This window comes from Micromonospora craniellae (assembly GCF_014764405.1).
Lineage (GTDB): Bacteria > Actinomycetota > Actinomycetes > Mycobacteriales > Micromonosporaceae > Micromonospora > Micromonospora craniellae.
On record NZ_CP061725.1, the window covers coordinates 667,356 to 687,034 of the forward strand.

The 19,679-nt window shown below is 71.8% G+C and carries 14 protein-coding genes; 10 read left to right on the top strand and 4 right to left on the bottom strand.

The window, feature by feature from the left end:
• The 3 genes from gmd to ID554_RS03075 are packed head-to-tail and all read left to right on the top strand — an operon-like array spanning window position 1 to window position 3,334.
• Window positions 1-1,014 carry a GDP-mannose 4,6-dehydratase gene (gene gmd, locus ID554_RS03065; protein ID WP_117227511.1) on the top strand — a complete coding sequence of 338 codons (1,014 nt, stop codon included), beginning with the start codon at window positions 1-3 and terminating at the stop codon, window positions 1,012-1,014.
• Window positions 1,011-2,213, top strand: coding sequence for a glycosyltransferase (locus tag ID554_RS03070; RefSeq protein WP_117227512.1), 1,203 nt, complete (start codon window positions 1,011-1,013; stop codon window positions 2,211-2,213). The genes gmd and ID554_RS03070 overlap by 4 nt, the downstream gene beginning before the upstream one ends.
• Window positions 2,210-3,334 (top strand): DegT/DnrJ/EryC1/StrS family aminotransferase, encoded by a 1,125-nt coding sequence (locus ID554_RS03075; RefSeq protein ID WP_117227513.1) that lies wholly within the window; start codon window positions 2,210-2,212, stop codon window positions 3,332-3,334. The genes ID554_RS03070 and ID554_RS03075 overlap by 4 nt, the downstream gene beginning before the upstream one ends.
• Before the next feature lie 16 nt (window positions 3,335-3,350).
• Here ID554_RS03075 and ID554_RS03080 read toward each other — a convergent pair whose 3' ends face one another.
• Both ID554_RS03080 and ID554_RS03085 read right to left on the bottom strand, forming a co-directional pair.
• Entirely contained in the window at window positions 3,351-4,616 is a 1,266-nt protein-coding gene (locus ID554_RS03080) for an MATE family efflux transporter (protein WP_117227514.1), read from the bottom strand.
• Entirely contained in the window at window positions 4,613-5,926 is a 1,314-nt protein-coding gene (locus tag ID554_RS03085) for a hypothetical protein (protein ID WP_117227515.1), read from the bottom strand. Before ID554_RS03085 ends, ID554_RS03080 begins: the two co-directional genes overlap by 4 nt.
• 341 nt (window positions 5,927-6,267) lie before the next feature.
• Between ID554_RS03085 and ID554_RS03090 the strand changes: the two genes are divergently transcribed.
• A complete protein-coding gene (locus tag ID554_RS03090; RefSeq protein WP_117227516.1) occupies window positions 6,268-7,194 on the top strand; it encodes an NAD(+)/NADH kinase in 927 nt (308 codons plus the stop codon).
• Window positions 7,195-7,399: 205 nt separating this feature from the next.
• Entirely contained in the window at window positions 7,400-9,259 is a 1,860-nt protein-coding gene (locus ID554_RS03095) for a polysaccharide biosynthesis protein (protein ID WP_117227517.1), read from the top strand.
• A 126-nt stretch (window positions 9,260-9,385) separates the two neighbouring features.
• Here the strand turns inward: ID554_RS03095 and pgm are convergent, their stop codons facing one another.
• Together pgm and glgC are read right to left on the bottom strand one after the other, a co-directional pair.
• A complete protein-coding gene (pgm, locus tag ID554_RS03100; protein ID WP_117227518.1) occupies window positions 9,386-11,032 on the bottom strand; it encodes a phosphoglucomutase (alpha-D-glucose-1,6-bisphosphate-dependent) in 1,647 nt (548 codons plus the stop codon).
• A complete protein-coding gene (gene glgC / locus ID554_RS03105; RefSeq protein WP_117227519.1) occupies window positions 11,029-12,261 on the bottom strand; it encodes a glucose-1-phosphate adenylyltransferase in 1,233 nt (410 codons plus the stop codon). The genes pgm and glgC overlap by 4 nt, the downstream gene beginning before the upstream one ends.
• Window positions 12,262-12,332: 71 nt before the next feature.
• Here glgC and glgA point away from each other — a divergent pair, with 71 nt between their 5' ends.
• From glgA to glgB, 5 genes are all read left to right on the top strand, one after another.
• Entirely contained in the window at window positions 12,333-13,535 is a 1,203-nt protein-coding gene (glgA, locus tag ID554_RS03110; protein WP_117227520.1) for a glycogen synthase, read from the top strand.
• A 39-nt stretch (window positions 13,536-13,574) separates the two neighbouring features.
• The gene (locus tag ID554_RS03115) at window positions 13,575-14,168 is read left to right on the top strand and encodes a hypothetical protein (protein ID WP_147333432.1); all 594 of its coding nucleotides are present in this window, start codon (window positions 13,575-13,577) and stop codon (window positions 14,166-14,168) included.
• Between the two features lie 527 nt (window positions 14,169-14,695).
• Complete coding sequence (locus ID554_RS03120) at window positions 14,696-14,953, top strand: winged helix-turn-helix domain-containing protein (RefSeq protein ID WP_223884418.1); 258 nt, start codon at window positions 14,696-14,698, stop codon at window positions 14,951-14,953.
• Between the two features lie 108 nt (window positions 14,954-15,061).
• A complete protein-coding gene (locus ID554_RS03125) occupies window positions 15,062-17,104 on the top strand; it encodes an alpha-1,4-glucan--maltose-1-phosphate maltosyltransferase (RefSeq protein WP_117227523.1) in 2,043 nt (680 codons plus the stop codon).
• The gene (gene glgB / locus ID554_RS03130; protein ID WP_117227524.1) at window positions 17,092-19,194 is read left to right on the top strand and encodes a 1,4-alpha-glucan branching protein GlgB; all 2,103 of its coding nucleotides are present in this window, start codon (window positions 17,092-17,094) and stop codon (window positions 19,192-19,194) included. The genes ID554_RS03125 and glgB overlap by 13 nt, the downstream gene beginning before the upstream one ends.
• Window positions 19,195-19,679: the final 485 nt, after the last annotated feature.

Below are 19,679 nucleotides of genomic sequence, written 5' to 3' on the forward strand. Positions count from 1 at the left end.
ATGTCACGAGTGGCACTCATATCCGGGATCACCGGGCAGGACGGCAGTTACCTGACCGAATTCCTGCTCGACAGGGGATACACGGTGCACGGGATCAAACGGCGCTCGTCGTCGTTCAACACCGAACGGCTCGATCGCCTCGACGTACACCCGCGCAACACCGAGGCCCGGCTGTTCCTGCACTACGGCGACCTGTCCGATCCGGCCACGCTGACCTCGCTGATCCGGGACATCCGGCCGGACGAGATCTACAACCTCGGCGCACAGAGCCACGTCCGGGTCTCGTTCGACATCCCCGGCTACACGGCCGACGTCACCGCGCTCGGCGCCCTGCACATGCTGGAGGCGACCCGCGCCGCCGGTATCGACTGCCGCTACTACCAGGCGTCCTCCTCGGAGATGTTCGGCTCGACGCCGCCCCCGCAGCGCGAGGAGACCCCGTTCCACCCGCGCAGCCCGTACGCGTGCGCCAAGGTCTACGCGTACTGGTCGGCGGTGAACTACCGCGAGTCGTGGGACATGTTCTGCGTCAACGGCATCCTGTTCAACCACGAGAGCCCCCGGCGCGGCGAGAACTTCGTCACCCGCAAGATCACCCGGGCGGTGGCCCGCATCGAGGCGGGCCTACAGGACCGGCTCTACCTGGGCAACCTCGACGCGGTACGGGACTGGGGCTACGCGCCGGAGTACGTCGAGGCGATGTGGCTGGCCCTGCAACAGGACAGCCCGGACGACTACGTGGTCGCCACCGGTGAGGGGCACACCGTCCGCGAGTTCGTCGAGGCGGCCTTCGACCAGGTGGGCCTGGACTGGGAGCAGTACGTCCAGATCGACCCGGCCTACTACCGGCCGGCCGAGGTCGACGCCCTCATCGGCGACTACGGCAAGGCCCGCCGTCGCCTCGGCTGGGCGCCCAAGACCCTCTTCGGAGACCTGGTGCGGGTGATGGTCGACGCCGACCGTCACCTGCTTGAGGACGAGCGGATGGGACGCCTGGTGCGGGTGGACCGATGAGGGTCACCGTCGAGGCCACCCCGATCCGGCCCGGCCACGCCGCGGGCGTCGAGGCGTTCGCGTACGGCCTGCTGGCGGGGTTGGCCGCCGACGACTCCTGCGACCTACGGGTCACCGTGCTTCACGGCACGCTGGACCGGTGGCGCGAACACCTGCCCACCGACCGGATCGACTGGACCGAGGTGGCCCAGCCGCTGCGGTCGGACAATCCGGCCGGGCAGATGCTGCGGCGCTGGGTCCCGCCCCGGGTCCGCAACTCGGTGGCCGTCCGGCGGACGGTCAACATGCTGCGTCACCGCTCCGCACCACCACCGCCGGGTGCGGACGTGACGTTGTACCCGTTCCACGGTGCGCCCACCCGATCGGGCAGGTCGGTCGTCGTCCTGCACGACCTGCGGCACCTGCACGCCGACTTCCACTCCCCCGGGTACGCGGCCGTGGTTCGGGAGAACGTGGCCCGGGCGAGCGCCGTCGTGGTGACCTGGCCGCACCCGTACCGGCAGGCCCTGCGCCTGTTCCCCGAGGCGGCGGAGCGGACCGTGCTCATCCCGACCCCCACCTTCCAACCCGCGCCCGACCGCGCGGGCGCCCGGCCCGAACCCGGCCTGCTCGTCTACCCCTCGTCGACCGCGACGCACAAGAACCACGCGACGCTGCTGGAGGCGATGGCGCTGCTGCCGGAGTACCGCCTGGTCTGCCCGGGGCCGCTGGTCGAACCCGAGGCGAGTCGCCTGCTCGCCCGGGCCGCAATGCCCGACCTGCGCGGCCGGGTGTCCTTCCCCGGCTTCGGCAGCCTGGCCGAACTGAACGCCCTCTACGCCCGCGCCGACGCGGTGGTGGTGCCCTCGCTGTGGGAGGCGGCCAGCGGAACGATGCTGGAGGCGTTCAGTTGGGGGCTTCCGGTGGCCTGCGCCGACGCCGAACCGCTGCTGGCCCAACTGGAGTTCACCGGGGCCGAGGCGGCGGTGTTCCGGGCCACCGACCCGTCCTCCCTCGCCGACGCGGTCCGCCGGCTGTCGGACGACCGGGCGCACTACGCCGCCGCGTCCCGCCGCGCCGACGGCCGGCTCGCCACCCGCACCTGGGCGGCCACCGGCCGCGACTACCTGGACGTGCTGCGTTGGGTGGCGGACGGGCGGCCCGGCCCGGTGCCCCGGTCCGCGTTCGCCACCGCGCTCGATCCGGAGGTGGTGCCGTGAGCCCGGTAGAGCGTTTCCCGGTGGCCCGGCCCAGCATCACCGAGCTGGAGGAACGCTACGTCGTCGACGCGATCCGGAGCGGGTGGATCTCGTCGCACGGCCCCTACCTGCGGGACTTCGAGGAACGCTTCGCCCACCGTTGTGCCGCCGGCACCGCGGTGTCCACCGGCAACGGCACGGTGGCCCTGCACCTCGTGCTGGCCGCCGCCGGCATCGGGCCGGGCGACGAGGTGATCGTCCCCGCGTTGACCTACGTGGCGACGGCGAACGCGGTCGCGTACTGCGGCGCCCGCGCGGTCTGCGTGGACGTGCTGCCGCAGAGCTGGTGCATCGACCCGGCCGCCGTACGCGCGGCGATCGGTCCGCGTACCCGGGCGGTCATCGCCGTCGACCTGTACGGCCATCCGGCCGACTATCCCGCCCTGCGCGATCTCTGCCACCGGCACGGCCTGCTCCTGGTCGCCGACGCGGCCGAGTCGTTCGGCGCCACGCTCGACGGGCACCCCACCGGGTCGCTGGCCGACGTCACCACGTTCTCGTTCTTCGGCAACAAGGTCATCACCTCGGGCGAGGGCGGGTGCGTGACCACCTCCGACAGTGCCCTGGCCGACCGGATGCGCCTGCTGCGCAACCAGGGCATGGACCCGCACCGGCGGTACTACTTCCCGGAGTTGGGCTACAACTACCGGATGACCAACCTGTGCGCGGCGTTGCTCTGCGCCCAGCTCGACCGGGCCGACGAGATCATCGCTCGGCGCGACCGGGTGATCGCCGGCTACGAGGAACAGTTGGCCGACGAGCCCGCCCTGACCCGCCAGCCGGTGCTGCCCGGGGTACGCCGGGGGCCGTGGATGGCCGCGTTCCTGGTGGGCGGCGAGGGGGACGTGGCGTACCGGGACGCGCTGGCCCGCGCGCTCGACCGGCAGGGCGTGGAGAGCCGGCCCTTCTTCGTGCCGATCCCCGAGCTGCCCGCGCACCACGATCCGGCGGCGGACTGCCCGGTGACCACCGACCTCAGCCGCCGGGGCATCAACCTGCCCACCCACGCGGAGCTGGGCGAGGCGGAGGTCAAGACGGTGGTGGAGCGGGTCCGCGCCGCGCTTGCCGGTATCGGCTGCTGAGCGGACGCGACGCCGGTCACCGCGAGTCGACCGGCGTCGCGTCCAACCGCAGGTAGCTGGACCACCAGCAGGCGGCGCTGAGCAGGGCGAGCACGGCCAACGCGCCGGCCGCCCCGCCTGCGCCGAACAGGACACCGCCCGCCACGATCGTCGCGATCCGCAGCGGACCGAGGACCACACCGATGGCCAGCGCCCGCGCGCCGGCCGACTGCACCCGGTGCCCGGCGAACGCGACCAGCGCGATCGGGGCCAGCAGCGCCTCGACGGAGAGCAGCGGCAACAGCGGGCGGGCCGCCTGCCAGTTGTCGCCGAGCACCGCCCGGCCCACCTCGTCCGGCAGCAGGCACACCACGAGCACCAGCGGCAGGAGTACGCCGACGGTCAGCGCGACGACCGCACCGGCGGCCCGTACGCGGGCCCGTGTCGTGTCGGCGCGGGACTGTGCCAGGTACGGCACGATCAGCGAGGAGAGCGTCGTCATCAGCAGGGTCACCGGCCCGAAGACCGTCCGGGCCGCGCCGAGGGCACCCACCACGGCCACCCCCGCCGTGGCGGCCAGACCGCTCAGGGCCAGTTGGGCCGAGCCGGTGGTGACCAGGAACTGCGCGGCGAAGGAGGCGGAGACCCGGGTCTCGCGGCGGTCGAGCCCCCAGCCGGGCAGCACGCCGTACCGCTGCCAGAGGGCGACCACGACGCCGAGGACGGCACCGGAAGCCGCCCACCCGGCGAAGATCATGACCGTCGGCGCGTCCGCGACGACGACCGTCCCGACGGACAGCGCGGTGCACGCCAGCCAGGCGCACTCCTGCGTCCACGCCACCCGGGTCCCACCGATTCCGATGCTGATCGCCTTGACGTAGTCGTAGACCACCAGGCCCGGCAGGGCCAGGCCGGCGACGGTGAGGTACGGGGAGTTGAGCACCGCCCCGGTGGCCGCCGTGATCACCCCGGACACCACGGCGACGGCTGCGGCCCGGCGGGCGCCCTGCCCGATCACCCGCCGCCCCGGGGCTGTCCGCGCCGCCAGCACCGACTCGGTGAGCGCGGTCCGCACCAGACCGATGACCAGCACGTAGACCGAGAACGCCAGAGCGAACTGGCCCAGTCCCGACAGCGACTCGCCCCGCGCGACGAAGACCGAGACCATCAGGTTGCCCACGCTTGACAGCCCGTTCACCGACAACGCCGCCACCGCCCGGCGGGCGAACACGCGCCGCCCGCCCGTCCGGGTGACGCCGCCGGTGGCCGCCGGGCCGGGCGGGGGCGACACCCGGGTCGTCACGTGCCGGACCGGGCGTGCTGCGGCGCGGCCCGCGACGGCGGTCGTCGTCGGCTCAGGCGCAGGAGCAGCAGCACCGGCAGCGCGGCGACGGTGAACTGCACGAACAAGATCATCGACTCCGGATAGACCTTCGACCACATCAGCGGGGCCGCCACCGCGAAGCTGAAGACGGCGAGGCGGATCGGCCCGGGTGCGCCGCCGGCCCGCAGCAGCAGTACGCCGACGAGCGCCCAGCCCGCGTGGAACAGCACCACCCCCCACGGACCTTCCAGGAAATAGACCGTGCCGAGGGAGAGGAAGGTGTACGCGGAGGTGGACGTCCCGCCCAGGTACTCGTTGATCCGGGCGCCGGTCGACAGGGCCGGCCGGTCCGGGTCGAACATCCGGGGCACCAGGCCGTACCGGACGACCTCCACCGGGCCCGGCCGCTCGATGTCGACCGGGGTGTCGTACTCGCTGGCCCGGGTCACCTGGAGGTCGAGCCGCAGCCGGTCGGCGGAGCTCATTGCCTCGTCGACCGCCACGCCCCCGCCGGCCCGCAGGTCGTTGCGGGCGGCGTACACCGTCGGCCAGATCAGGAACAGCGCCATCAGGGCGACGACCACGAACCGGCTGTGCAGCAGCCCGCAGATGGCCGCCAGCGCCACGAGGAAGGACAGATAGGTCATCAACGGCGCGGTCAACGCCGTCGCCACGCCGACCACGAGTTGCGTCCCGAGCAGACAGAGCGTCCAGCGCAGGCAGGCCAGCCGGCTTGCCCGACCGGCGAGCAAACTCGCGACCAGCAGAGCGAACGCGAGGTACCGCCAGCCCAGGAACAGCGAGCTGACCACGGCCGCCGGTGAGGAGGCGACCTCCCCGGTGATCTGGGTGAAGATGGTGCCCTGACCGGCCTGGACACTGACCAGGTCGGCGGTGATGCTGACCAGCACGACCGCGCGGGCGATCGTGAACAGGTGGGGGTACCCGGCGTTGGCCTCGGCCAGGCCGCGTTGCCACTCGCCCCGCCGGCCCATCCGCCCGAGGAAGGCCAACTCCACCACCAGGCAACCCGGCAGGGCCAGCGCCAGCAGCATGACGATGAAGCCGACGTCCGGGTTGTCGTTGAGCACCGCCATCGGGACGATGAGCACGGCGTACGGGGCCAGCACCACGGTGGTCACCGGGAAGAGTTGCAGCAGCCAGGTCACCCGTGGCAGCTTGCGACGCCGGCCACGGACCGCGTTCGTCGCGTTCGATGTGATCGGTGGCGTCCCGGTCGGCGCCGGATTCCGTGCCTCGACGATCCGGTACGACGTCGAGGCCGTCACCTGCTCCCCGCCCCGGTCCGACGGGGCGGACGCGGCACGGCGACACCCCGCGCGCGACCGCGATCCGTCGGCCACCGGCGCAGTGGCGAGCGGAACGCCTCTCGAATGCGAATCCGGCTCGTCGCATTCCTCATGTGCGGGCCTCCGCGATATTCGATCGACACCTGTCGGAAAATCAAACTAGCATCGCCGACGACGATTATCGAACAAGGGCCACAATAAGCCGAGTTCGTGAATTGTCGTCACATCGCAATTCGCGGGTAAGGCACCGGCGCTGATCGCCGGGTACCCGCCTCACGGGTAGCCCGGTGCGGTCGACCAGACTGTGGTGAGCTGGGCACATGGACGGAATCCGGCTCGGGCTGGTGCTCCATCCCACCCGGGACACCTCGCCGGTGGTGGACACCATCGTGGCCTGGGCCGTCCGGCACGACGCCACCCTGGCGGTACGCGTCGAGGACCGCCACCGGGTCCCCGAGGCGGTCCGGCCGATGCCGTCGGCGGACCTCGTCGCCCGCTGCGACGTGCTGATCAGCATCGGCGGGGACGGCACCATGCTGGGCGCGCTGCGGCTGGCAGTGGGCGATCCCAAGCCGGTGCTCGGCGTACACCTGGGCAAGGTCGGGTTCCTGGTCGAGGTGGAGCCGCCGGAGGTGCCGGCGGCGCTGGACCGGTTGCTGGCCCGGAACTACACCGTGGCGGGACACAGCTGCCTGGCCTGCGACGTGTGCGGCGACGACGTGGTCGCGTTCAACGACATCGCGCTGATCCGCGCACCGGGGCAGGGATTCGTCACCGCCACCCTGGCCGTCGACGGCCGCCGCTACGGCTACTACCGCTGCGACGCGGTGGTGGTCAGCACGCCGGCCGGGTCGACCGCCTACAGCTATGCGGCGGGCGGACCGCTGATCTCCCCGGCCACGCGGGCGGTGGTGGTGACCCCGAGCGCGCCGATGTCCGGCATCTCGCGGGCCGTGGTGCTCTCCCCCGACGAGAACGTCCGGCTGGAGCTGCAGCCCGGGTCCGGGCCGGTGGCGGTGGAGGTCGACGGGCTGCTGATCCGCGAGAGGTCGACCTCCGGCGCGGTCGACATCCGCTACCGCCACGACGCGGGCCTGGTGGTACGGCTGGATCCCCACCGCTTCCAGGAGCGCAACCAGCTCAAGCTGAGCCTGCTGGACCTGCCGTTGCTGCCCGAGCAACTGCGGGAACTGCTTCCGGAGGATCTGCGTCACCGCTTCGACCGCCGGATACCACCACCGGACTGAATACGCGGCACGCCCGAATTCGGAGAATGTTTCCCGTCCGCGCCGCCACGCGACAATTATTCACGGCACAGAATCGGACATCCGGCCGAAGAAACGTGAAAACAGGAATCCCACCACCTTATCTCCGCTAAGTAGTTAGGGGACGTACGTGGTCCTGACCTGATGTGGGTCATCACCGGCCACGGACAGGACAGGGGAGATCGTCATGCCACCCGAGATAAAGCCGACGCCCCAGGACCAGACCAGAGTGAACCGACGCCGTACCGCCACGTTCCTGGCCGCCGACGCCCTCGCCTGGGTCGGCGGCTTCACCGTGGCCGGCTGGGCCAGGTACGAACAGGTGCTCTCCGGCGACCAGGCAGCCGACGTGATACTGCTCGGTGCCGCCACCGCCGTGCTGCACGTCGGTATCAGCGCGCTGCGGCGGTTCTACTCCGGCCGGCAGCCGCTGGGCACCATCGAGGAGGTCCGGGGGCTCGCCGGCACGACCGCCACCACGGCGTCGCTGGTGCTGCTCGCCCTGCTCGCCTTCGGCGACCGCCCGATCCCGGCCAGCACCCCGGTGGTCGGTGGCGCGCTGGCGCTGCTGTTCATGCTCTGCTCCCGCCTGCTGCACCGACACCGCCGCGACCGGGCCATGCGTCCGGACGCCCGATCGGCGACCCCGGTGCTCCTCTTCGGTCTCGGCGAGGCCGGTCAGGGGCTGGTCCGCGCGATGCTCGGCGACCCGAAGGGCCGCTACCTGCCGGTCGGCGCGCTCGACGACGACCCGGACCGGCGCGACCTGCGCATCGCCGGGGTGCCGGTGCTGGGCGGGCGGTCTCAGCTCGCCGACGCGGTCCGCCGCACCGGCGCGACCACCCTGATCTTCTCGGTGGCGAACGCCGACGCCACGCTGATCCGGGAGATCCGGGAGATCACCCTCCGGACCGGCGCGGCCTTCAAGATCATTCCGCCGGTACGGGAGTTGGTCGACCACCGGATCAGGGTCAGCGACGTCCGCGACGTGCAGATCAGCGACCTGCTCGGCCGCCGCCAGGTGGTCGGCGACCTGAAGCTGGACGACAACGGCCTCGCCGGCCGGCGGGTGCTGGTCACCGGCGCCGGAGGCTCGATCGGCGCGGAGCTGTGCCGGCAGATCATGCGCGCCGATCCGGCCGAGCTGATGATGCTCGACCGGGACGAGTCCGCCCTGCACAGCCTCCAGATGTCGCTCACCGGGCGGGCGCTGCTCGACGGCCCCGAACTCATCCTCGCCGACCTCCGCGACGACGAGGGAATCCGGCGGATCATGCGGGACCGCCGTCCCGAGGTGGTCTTCCACGCCGCCGCGCTGAAGCACCTGACTCTGCTGGAACGGCACCCCGGCGAGGCGATCAAGACCAACGTCTGGGGCACGCTCACCGTCCTGGACGCCTGCCGGGACGTCGCCCGCTTCGTCAACATCTCCACCGACAAGGCCGCCAACCCGATCAGTGTGCTCGGCTACTCCAAGCGCCTCACCGAAATGCTGACCGCCCACGCCGCGGCGACCCACCCGGGCACGTTCCTCAGCGTCCGGTTCGGCAACGTGCTCAGCAGCCGAGGCTCGGTGGTGACCGCCTTCCAACGCCAGATCGAGGCGGGGCAGCCGTTGACCGTCACACACCCCGACGTGACGCGGTACCTGATGACCGTGCAGGAGGCGGTGCACCTGGTCCTCCAGGCGGCCAGCATCGGGCGCGACGGGGAGGCGCTGGTGCTCGACATGGGCGAGCCGGTCCGCATCGACGACCTGGCCCGCCGCATGGTCGCCCAGTCGGCCAGCCCGGTGCAGGTCGTCTACACCGGACTGCGTCCCGGCGAGAAGCTGCACGAGGACCTGCTGGGCCACGGCGAGGCCGACCATCGGCCGCTGCACCCGCTGATCTCGCACGTGACCGTGCCGGCCCTGGACCCGCTCGAGGTCAGCGCGATCGACCCGTTCGGTGATCCGGGCCTCATCGTCGACCAGCTCGCCGCGCTCTGCGGCGTCCTGCCCGGGACGCCCCGCGAACGCCAGCCGGGCATCCCCCTGGCCCGCTGACACACCACCGTCGTGCCGTCACCCGCACCGGGTGACGGCACGCGGGCGTACGCGTCCACGACTGTCCGACGCCGACGGACCGGTCAGGCCCGGCCGCTGTCCGCCGCCGAGCCGGAGTCGGGCCGGTCAGGCGCCGGACAGCACCTCGGTGACCAGGTCCTGCGCCTCCTGCTGGACCCGGGCGAGGTGCCCGGGTCCCTGGAACGACTCGGCGTAGATCTTGTAGACGTCCTCGGTGCCCGACGGGCGGGCGGCGAACCAGCCCGAGGCGGTGGTCACCTTGAGCCCGCCGATCGGCGCGCCGTTGCCGGGCGCGGTGGTGAGCGTGGCGGTGATCGGCTCCCCGGCCAGCTCGGTGGCGCGTACCTGCTCCGGGGAGAGCTTGCCGAGCACGGCCTTCTGCTCCCGGGTGGCCGGCGCGTCAATCCGGGCGTACGCGGGCGCACCGAACCGGTCGGCCAGCTCGGCCCAGTGCTCGCTGGGCGTCCGGCCGGTGACGGCGATGATCTCGGCGGCGAGCAGGCAGAGCAGGAGGCCGTCCTTGTCGGTGGTCCACGTCCCGCCGTCGCGGCGCAGGAAGGAGGCGCCCGCGCTCTCCTCACCGCCGAAGCCCACCGCGCCGTCGAGCAGCCCGGGCACGAACCACTTGAAGCCCACCGGCACCTCCAGCAGTGGACGCCCGAGGTCGGCGGCGACCCGGTCGATCATCGAGGAGGAGACCAGCGTCTTGCCGACGGCGGCGTCCGGGCCCCACTGCTCCCGGGTCCGGAACAGGTGGGCGATCGCCACCGCCAGATAGTGGTTCGGGTTCATCAGCCCGGCGTCCGGGGTGACGATGCCGTGCCGGTCGGCGTCGGCGTCGTTGCCGGTGGCCACCTGGTAGTCGGCGCACATCGCGATCAGCGACGCCATCGCGTTCGGCGACGAGCAGTCCATCCGGATCTTGCCGTCGCCGTCCAGGGTCATGAACCGCCAGGTCGGGTCGATGGTCGGGTTGACCACGGTCAACTCCAGCCGGTGCCGCTGGGCGATCTCGCCCCAGTAGTCGACGCTGGCGCCGCCGAGCGGGTCGGCGCCGATGCGCACCCCAGCGTCGCGGATCGCGTCGATGTCGATGGCCGCCGGCAGGTCGTCCACGTACGCGCCGAGGAAGTCGTACGTGCCGGTGGTGTCGACGGCGCGGGCCCGCGCGTACGGGACGCGACGCACCTCCTTGAGCCCGGCGGCGAGGATCGCGTTCGCGCGGTCCTGGATCCATCGGGTGACGTCGGAGTCCGCCGGACCACCGTGGGTCGGGTTGTACTTGAACCCGCCGTCGTCCGGCGGGTTGTGCGACGGGGTGATCACGATGCCGTCGGCGAGCCCGCTGGTGCGACCCCGGTTGTGGGTTCCGATGGCGTGCGAGACCGCCGGAGTCGGGGTGTAGCCGTCCCGGCTGTCCAGCAGCACGGTGACCTCGTTGGCGGCGAGCACCTCCAGGGCGTCCACGGCCGCCGGGGTGGAGAGCGCGTGGGTGTCCCGGCCGAGGAACAGCGGCCCGTCGACGCCCTGCTCCCGGCGGTAGTCGCAGAGCGCCTGGGTGACCGCCAGGATGTGGTCGGAGTTGAAGGCGTTGCGCAGGCTCGACCCGCGATGCCCCGAGGTGCCGAAGGAGACCTGCTGCGCCGGGTCGGCCGGGTCGGGATGCTCGGCGTAGTAGGCCGTCACCAGCCGCGGTACGTCGACCAGGTCGGCGGGCTCGGCCGGCTTGCCTGCGCGGGGATGACTGCTCAAGGTTCCACCTTCTGTCCCTTGCCGATGACCACGATGCCGTTGTCGGAGACCGTGTAGCGCTGCCGGTCCCGTTCCAGGTCCACGCCGATCTCCGCGCCCTCCGGCACGTAGACGTTCTTGTCCAGGATGGCCCGGCGCACCACCGCGTGCCGGCCGATCTCGACGCCCTCCATCAGCACCGCGCCGTCCACGTGCGCCCAGGAGTGCACCTTGACCTTCGGCGCGACGATCGAGTTCTCCACGAGCGAGCCGGAGATCACCGCGCCGGGCGAGACCATCGAGGCGACCGCCCGGCCGACCCGTTCCCCCCACTGGTGCACGAACTTGGCCGGCGGGTACGGCGGCTGCTCGGTGTAGATCGGCCAGTCGAAGTTGTAGAGGTTGAACACCGGATGGACGTTGATCAGGTCCATGTGCGCGTCGTAGAACGAGTCGAGCGTCCCCACGTCCCGCCAGTAGCCCCGGTCCCGATCGGTGCTGCCCGGCACCTCGTTGTCACGGAAGTCGTAGACGTTGGCCTCGCCGCGCTCCACCAGCATCGGGATGATGCTGCCGCCCATGTCGTGCTTGCTGGTCTTGTCCTCGGCGTCGCGCTCCACCGCCTCGATCAGCGTCCGGGTGGTGAAGACGTAGTTGCCCATCGAGGCATAGATCTCGTCGGGCGCGTCCGGCAGCCCGACCGCGTCGGTCGGCTTTTCGCGGAAGGCCCGGATCCGCCGGCCGTCCGCGCCGACCTCGATGACACCGAACTGGTCGGCGGTGGACAGCGGCTGCCGGATGCCGGCCACGGTCACCCCGGCGCCGGAGGCGATGTGGTCCTCCACCATCTGGCGGGGATCCATCCGATAGATGTGGTCGGCGCCGAAGACGATCACGTAGTCGGGCTGCTCGTCGTAGATCAGGTTGAAGCTCTGGTAGATCGCGTCGGCGGAGCCGGCGAACCACCAGGGGCCCCGACGCTGCTGCGCGGGCACCGGCGTCACGTAGTTGCCGAGCAACGTCGACATCCGCCAGGTCTTGGTGATGTGCCGGTCGAGGGAGTGGGACTTGTACTGGGTCAGCACGACGATCTTCAGATAGCCGGCGTTGGCCAGGTTGGAGAGGACGAAGTCGACCATGCGGTACATCCCGCCGAACGGGACGGCCGGCTTGGCCCGGTCCGTGGTCAACGGCATCAGGCGCTTGCCCTCTCCGCCGGCCAGGACGATCGCGAGCACCTTGGCAGCCATGACCAGACGCTATCCATCCCCGTGCCGCTTCACCACTCGTACGGGCACACTTCTGCACTAGGGTGCCGGGCATGACCGACTCCGCCCCCCTTCGCGTCGACCTGCTCACCCGGGAGTACCCGCCGGAGGTCTACGGCGGTGCCGGGGTCCACGTCGAGTACCTGGCCCGGGAACTGCGCCGGATCACCGAGGTCCGGGTGCACTGCTTCGGCGCGACGCGTACCGAGCCGGGCGTCCGGGCGTACGCGGACCCGCCGACCCTGGCCGGGACGAACGCCGCGCTGCGGACCATGGGCGTGGACCTGGAGATGGCCGCCGGCTGTGCCGGCGCGGACGTGGTGCACAGCCACACCTGGTACGCCAACCTCGCCGGACACACCGCGAAGCTGCTGTACGGGGTGCCGCACGTGGTGACCGCGCACAGCCTGGAGCCGCTGCGACCGTGGAAGGCCGAGCAGCTCGGCGGCGGCTACGCGCTCTCCGCCTGGTGCGAGCGCACCGCCTACGAGTCGGCCGACGCGGTCGTGGCGGTCAGCGCCGGGATGCGCCGGGACGTGCTGGCCGCGTACCCGGCGGTGGACCCGGACCGGGTCAAGGTGATCTACAACGGCATCGACACCGCGCAGTACGCCCCCGACCCCGGCACCGACGTGCTGACGCGACTCGGCATCGACCCCGCGCTGCCCAGCGTGGTCTACGTCGGGCGGATCACCCACCAGAAGGGCCTGCCGCACCTGCTGCGCGCCGCCCGCGAACTGCCGCCGGAGACGCAGCTCGTGCTGCTGGCCGGCGCACCGGACACGCCGGAGATCGCCGCCGAGGTGGAGTGCCTGGTCGCCGAGCTGCGGTCCGGCCGCTCCGGGGTGGTCTGGGTGGCCGAGATGCTGCCCAAGTCCGAGGTGATCCAGGTGCTCACCCACGCCACCATCTTCGTCTGCCCGTCGGTGTACGAGCCGATGGGCATCGTCAACCTGGAGGCGATGGCCTGCGAGACCGCTGTGGTCGCCACCGCCACCGGCGGCATCCCCGAGGTGGTCGCCGACGGCGAGACCGGCCTGCTCGTCCCGATCGACCAGGCCACCGACGGCTCGGGCCGACCGCTGGACGCCGCCCGCTTCGAGGCCGATCTGGCGGACCGGCTGAACACGCTGCTGGCCGACCCGGAACGCGCGGCGACCCTCGGGCGGGCCGGGCGGCGGCGCGCGGTGGAGCACTTCTCGTGGGACGCGATCGCCCGCCAGACGCTCGACCTGTACGGCTCGCTTGTGGTGTAAGGCTTTTGGTGTAAGGAAGGGCATGTCGCCACAGCGGGCGTGCGCGCGGGCCACGTCGAGCAGGTACGCCGCCCGGTGCTCGGTCGGCAGCCACCGCCATCCGCTCCCCGCCGTCAGCCGCTCGTGTCGGGCCGCCGCCACCCCGACGTCCCCGAGGTCGGCCGCGATCACCACCCGCGCCGCCTCCACCGCCGCCGTACCGTAGCCATCCGGCAGCTCGGGCACGATCGCCGCAGCCTGGTCGATCAGCTCGCGTGCGCTGCGGCCGTCGCCCCGCCCACCGGCGGCCAGACCCGCCTGGACCAGCAACGTCGTGCGCAGCGTCGCCGCGTCGCCGGTCTGCTGCGCGATCCGTTGCGCGGCCACGACCGTGGCATCCATCGCGGCCCGTCGCCGCCCGACCGCCCGCAGCGCCTGACTCAGCGGTACGGTCGCGACGGCGACCAGCAGCGCGTTCCCGGTCCCCAGGGCGACGGCCATCCCCCGGTCCGCCGCCAGCCACGCCGACTCCCGCTGGTCCAGCTTCACCAACACCAGAGCAATCAGCCCGTACGCGGTGACCAGCAACTCGTCGCCGACCGGATCGGGACGGTCGACCCGTACCTGCCGGACCGTGTCGAGCAGGTCCGGTAGCAGCCTGAGCAGGGCAAGGTACCGTGCATGCCGATAACTCTGCTCGGCATGGTCCAGTTCGATCTTGTCCACCCAGCTCTTGGACTTGCCGAGCCGGTCGGCGAACTGCTGCTGCGTCATGTTCCGCCGGACCCGCCACTGCGCGATCCGCCGCCCCACCGGCACCTCACTCACCGCCCCACACCCCCGCCGCCCAACCCCGCCCCACCCACCGCGCCGATCATGGAGTCGTGGTTCTTCCAAAGGCCGCGTACAGCAACAAATCTGCTGCCACAACTCCTTGATCGACGACGGAACACCGGACGAGGGATGTCGGGCGGGGGCTGGTGCATCCGTGCCTCCTTGCGGGTGGCGGGAGGTGGGGCAGGACGAGCACATCGAGAAGGTGCGCGGCAGGGCGGGGCGGCACGGGGACCCGCCCCGCCCTGGTCAAAGGCACTCCGTTGCTGACGAGAGGCCCACCACAACTTAGCGCGCACTGTATACACAGTCTACACTGCACGCACAGAGTGCAGCCTCGGCGTGGCATGCTCGACGCGCTGACGAGAGGCGTTGCCATGCCCAGACAACCCGTGTACGAGCAGGTCATTGCCGACGTGATCGCATCGGTACGATCCGGCGCACTGCGGCCCGGCCAGAAGCTGCCCTCCATCGCCCAACTATGCGAGCAGTACCAGGCGAGTCCCACGCCGATCAGGTTCGCGCTCCGCATCCTCGACGAGCGGGGCTGGATCGAGGTCCACCAGGGCAAGGGATCGTTCGTGTCGCCGGAACCGCCGGCCTGATCTCGAACGCGCGGGGGCAGCGTGAGTGCGGCAGGCGCGGCGGGGCAAGTGGGGCACGGTACGGCGGTCGAACGAGCGCGAGCCGATCTCGCACAGTAGGTTGAGGCGGTGAGCGGACGGTTCCCGATCGAAGACGTCTCCCCCGTCGTCTCCTGCGGTCGCTACCCGGCCCGAGCGGTCGTCGGCGAGGTGGTGCCGGTGTCGGCAGTCGCCTACCGCGAGGGGCACGACGCGCTCGGCTGCAACGTGGTCTGGCTGGGCCCGGACGGGCTGGCGCGACCGTTCACCCGGATGAGACCGGGCGAGCCGGGCCTCGACCGGTGGCACGCCACCATCGTCCCGGACGCCGTCGGCGACTGGATCTTCACCGTCGAGGCGTTCAGCGACCCGTACCTGACCTGGCACAACGCGGTGACCAAGAAGATCGCCGCGGGCCAGGGGCCGACCGAGTTGGCCAACGACCTGGCCGAGGGCGTACGCGTGCTGCGGGCCGCCGCCGACCTGGTCCCGGCCGCCGAGCGGGCGAGCCTGGACGCGGCGGTACGCGCGCTGGGCGGCACGGCGCTGCCGCTGCCGCAGCGGGTGGCTCCGGCGCTGGCGCTGGCCGACCTGCTCTGGGCGTACCCGGTCCGCGAACTGGTCACCACCGGCGAGAAGTACCGCATCTGGGTGGACCGTGAGCGGGCTCTCTTCTCCGCCTGGTACGAGTTCTTCCCCCGCTCCGAGGGCGCGATCCCGGCCACCGTCGACGCGCCGGCCCGGTCCGGCACGTTCGCCACCGCCACGCAGCGGCTGCCGGGGGTCGCCGCGATGGGCTTCGACGTGCTCTATCTGCCGCCGATCCACCCGATCGGCCGGGTCAACCGCAAGGGCCCCAACAACACCCTGGTCGCCGGGCCGGACGACGTGGGTTCGCCGTGGGCCATCGGCGCCGCCGAGGGCGGGCACGACACCATCCACCCCGACCTGGGTACGCCGCAGGACTTCCGCGACTTCGTCGCCGCCGCCGCCGAACACGGCCTGGAGGTGGCGATGGACCTGGCGTTGCAGTGCGCCCCCGACCACCCCTGGGTCACCGAGCACCCGGAGTGGTTCACCACCCGGGCCGACGGCAGCATCGCGTACGCGGAGAACCCGCCGAAGAAGTACCAGGACATCTATCCGGTGAACTTCGACAACGACCCGGAGGGCATCCGCGCCGAGGTGCTGCGGGTGGTGCGGCACTGGGTCGGAGAGGGCGTGAAGATCTTCCGGGTGGACAACCCGCACACCAAGCCGGTCGACTTCTGGCACTGGCTGATCGGCGAGGTCAAGCGGGTCGACCCGGACGTGTTGTTCCTCGCCGAGGCGTTCACCCGGCCGGCGATGATGCACGGGCTGGCGAAGGTCGGCTTCACCCAGTCGTACACGTACTTCACCTGGCGGACCTCGGCGGCGCAGATGCGCGAATACTGCGAGGAACTGGTGGCGGCGGCCGACTACATGCGGCCGAACTTCTGGCCGAACACGCCGGACATCCTGCACGCCTCGTTGCAGCACGGCGGACCGCCGATGTTCAAGATCCGGGCGGTGCTGGCCGCGCTGCTCTCCCCCTCCTGGGGCATGTACGCCGGGTTCGAGCTGTTCGAGCACGTCGCGCGCCCCGGCGCGGAGGAGTACATCGACAACGAGAAGTACGAGCTGCGCCCCCGCGACTGGGCCGGCGCGCTCGCGCAGGGGCGGTCGCTGGCGCCGTTCATCGCCACCCTGAACCAGGTCCGCCGGGAGAACCCGGCCCTGCACCGGCTGCGGAACCTGGTCTTCCACGACATCGACAACCCGGCGCTGATCTGCTGGTCCAAGCACGACCCGACGACCGGCAACACGGTGCTGGTGATCTGCTCGTTCGACTCGCACACCGTGCAGTGGGGCAACACCACGCTGGACATGCCGGCGCTGGGCCTGGACTGGCACGACCGGTTCACCGTGCACGACGCGCTGACCGGCGCCGCCTACGACTGGGGACAGCGCAACGCGGTCCGCCTCGACCCGTACCTGCAACCCGCGCACGTGCTGGTGCTGCGCCGCCCCGACGCCCCCGCACCCGCCACCGCCGCCACGGCAAGCGGCACCGCCTCCGCCACGAAGGACGACGCCCGATGGACCAGCTGATCTCCGGGGAGACCCACGACCCGCACGCCGTGCTCGGGGCCCACCCGGCGAACGGGCGCACGGTGGTCCGCACGATGCGCCGGGGCGCGGCCGAGGTGTGCCTGCTGGTCGGGGACCGGCGGTACCCGATGACCCGGGTGCACGACGTCGGCGTCTTCGAGGCGACCGTCCCCGGCGAGGTCCTCGACTACCGCGTCGAGCTGGACGGGCAGCCGCACGACGACCCGTACCGCCACCCGCCGACCCTGGGCGAACTGGACCTGCACCTCATCGGCGAGGGCCGGCACGAGCGGCTCTGGGAGGCGCTCGGCGCCCGCGTACGCGACGACGGCGTGGCGTTCGCGGTGTGGGCGCCGAACGCCCGGGGCGTACGGGTGATCGGTGACTTCACCGGCTGGGCGCCGGACGACGGCTGGCCGATGCGCTCGCTGGGCTCCACCGGCGTGTGGGAGGTCTTCGTGCCCGGGGTGCCGGCCGGTGCCCGGTACAAGTACCGCGTCCTCGGCGCCGACGGGTACTGGCGGGACAAGGCCGACCCGCTCGCCGCGTACGCGGAGGTGCCGCCGGCCACCGCGTCGGTGGTGCACCACTCGACGTACGAGTGGACGGACGCGGACTGGCTGGCCCGGCGGGCGAGGCAGCAGCCGTACCAGGAGCCGATGAGCGTGTACGAGGTGCACCTCGGCTCGTGGCGGCCGGGCCTCGGCTACCGGGAGCTGGCCGAGCAGTTGACCGCGTACGTCGTCGAGCTGGGCTTCACCCACGTGGAGTTCCTGCCGGTGTCGGAGCATCCGTTCGGCGGTTCCTGGGGCTACCAGGTGACCGGCTACTTCGCGCCGACGTCGCGGTTCGGCGACCCGGACGACTTCCGTCATTTGGTGGACCGGCTGCACGCCGCCGGCATCGGGGTGATCCTGGACTGGGTGCCGGCGCACTTCCCCAAGGACGAGTGGGCGCTGGCCCGCTTCGACGGCACCCCGCTCTACGAGCACCCCGACCCGCGTCGCGGCGAGCACCCCGACTGGGGCACGTACGTCTTCGACTTCGGTCGCCGCGAGGTCCGCAACTTCCTGGTCGCGAACGCGCTCTACTGGCTGGCGGAGTTCCACGTCGACGGGCTGCGGGTGGACGCGGTCGCCTCGATGCTCTATCTCGACTACTCCCGCACCGACGGGCAGTGGGTGCCCAACCAGTACGGCGGCCGGGAGAACCTGGAGGCCATCGCGTTCATGCAGGAGACCAACGCGACGGTCTACAAGCACCACCCCGGGGTGCTGATGATCGCCGAGGAGTCCACCGCCTGGCCCGGGGTGACCCGCCCGACCAGCGATGGCGGGCTGGGCTTCGGCTTCAAGTGGAACATGGGCTGGATGCACGACACCCTGCTCTACACCTCGAAGGACCCGATCTACCGGCAGCACCACCACCATCAGCTCACCTTCTCGCTGGCGTACGCCTGGAGCGAGAACTACGTGCTGCCGATCAGCCACGACGAGGTGGTGCACGGCAAGGGCTCGCTGCTCGCCAAGATGCCCGGCGACCAGTGGCAGCGCCTGGCCAACGTGCGCGCGCTGCTGGCGCACATGTGGGCGCACCCGGGCAAGCAACTGCTCTTCATGGGCTGCGAGCTGGCCGACGAGCGGGAGTGGAGCGAGGAGCGCGGCCTCGACTGGTACCTCCTGCACGACCCGGCCCGGGCCGGCGTGCAACGCCTCGTCTGCGACCTCAACCGGGTCTACCGGGACACTCCCGCGCTGTGGGCGCAGGACACCTCCCCCGCCGGTTTCCGCTGGCTCGCCGGTGACGACGTCGCCAACAACACCGTCTCGTTCGTCCGGATCGCTCCCGACGGCGCCACCCTGGTCTGCGTCGCCAACTTCTCCGCCCGGCCCGTGGACGACTACCGGGTCGGCCTTCCGGCGGCGGGCGCCTGGGCCGAGGTGCTCAACACCGACGCCCACCACTACGGCGGCTCGGGCGTCGGCAACTTCGGCACCGTGTACGCCCAGGACATCCCCTGGCACGGGCTGCCCGCCTCGGTGGCACTGCGCGTCCCCCCGCTCGGCGCCCTCTGGCTCCGCCCCGCCTGACCGCTGCACGGCTCGACCGCTGCACGGCCTGAACACCGCGCGGCCTGAACACCGCACAGGTCGTCGTCACGGCCGTGGCCGTCGTGGGGCGTGGCCGTCGTGGGGCGTGGCCGTTGCGGCCGGCGGACCTTCGCCCCCGATACCTCCCTCGCCGCCTGTCGAGCTGAACCGTTCGCGCTATCGCGTCGCCAGGCGCGGCACGCCGCAGCCTGCGGCCACCTCACGCGATCCGTTCCCGCTCTCAGCTCGACAGGGCCCGACCCTGCTGTATGCAGCCAGGCCCCGATCAGGGGCAGGCCGTCGGTGGGGCGTCGCGGACAGCACAGTCGCGGACAGCACAGTCGCGGACAGCACAGTCGCGGGCGACGCGATCAGCCGGTAGAGCGGGACCCTGCCCCGGGCACTCGTCCGGGACGGGCCGGCACACCTCTCCTCCGGGACGGGTCGGCACACTGGCCGCCTCATGTCTGCGTGACATAGCGATC

Bases quoted from the DNA above. Each gene is read 5' to 3' on its own strand.
- gmd (WP_117227511.1), top strand. From the start codon at position 1: ATGTCACGAGTGGCACTCATATCCGGGATCACCGGGCAGGACGGCAGT.
- ID554_RS03070 (WP_117227512.1), top strand. From the start codon at position 1,011: ATGAGGGTCACCGTCGAGGCCACCCCGATCCGGCCCGGCCACGCCGCG.
- ID554_RS03090 (WP_117227516.1), top strand. From the start codon at position 6,268: ATGGACGGAATCCGGCTCGGGCTGGTGCTCCATCCCACCCGGGACACC.
- ID554_RS03095 (WP_117227517.1), top strand. From the start codon at position 7,400: ATGCCACCCGAGATAAAGCCGACGCCCCAGGACCAGACCAGAGTGAAC.
- glgC (WP_117227519.1), bottom strand. From the start codon at position 12,261: ATGGCTGCCAAGGTGCTCGCGATCGTCCTGGCCGGCGGAGAGGGCAAG.
- glgA (WP_117227520.1), top strand. From the start codon at position 12,333: ATGACCGACTCCGCCCCCCTTCGCGTCGACCTGCTCACCCGGGAGTAC.
- ID554_RS03120 (WP_223884418.1), top strand. From the start codon at position 14,696: ATGCTCGACGCGCTGACGAGAGGCGTTGCCATGCCCAGACAACCCGTG.
- glgB (WP_117227524.1), top strand. From the start codon at position 17,092: ATGGACCAGCTGATCTCCGGGGAGACCCACGACCCGCACGCCGTGCTC.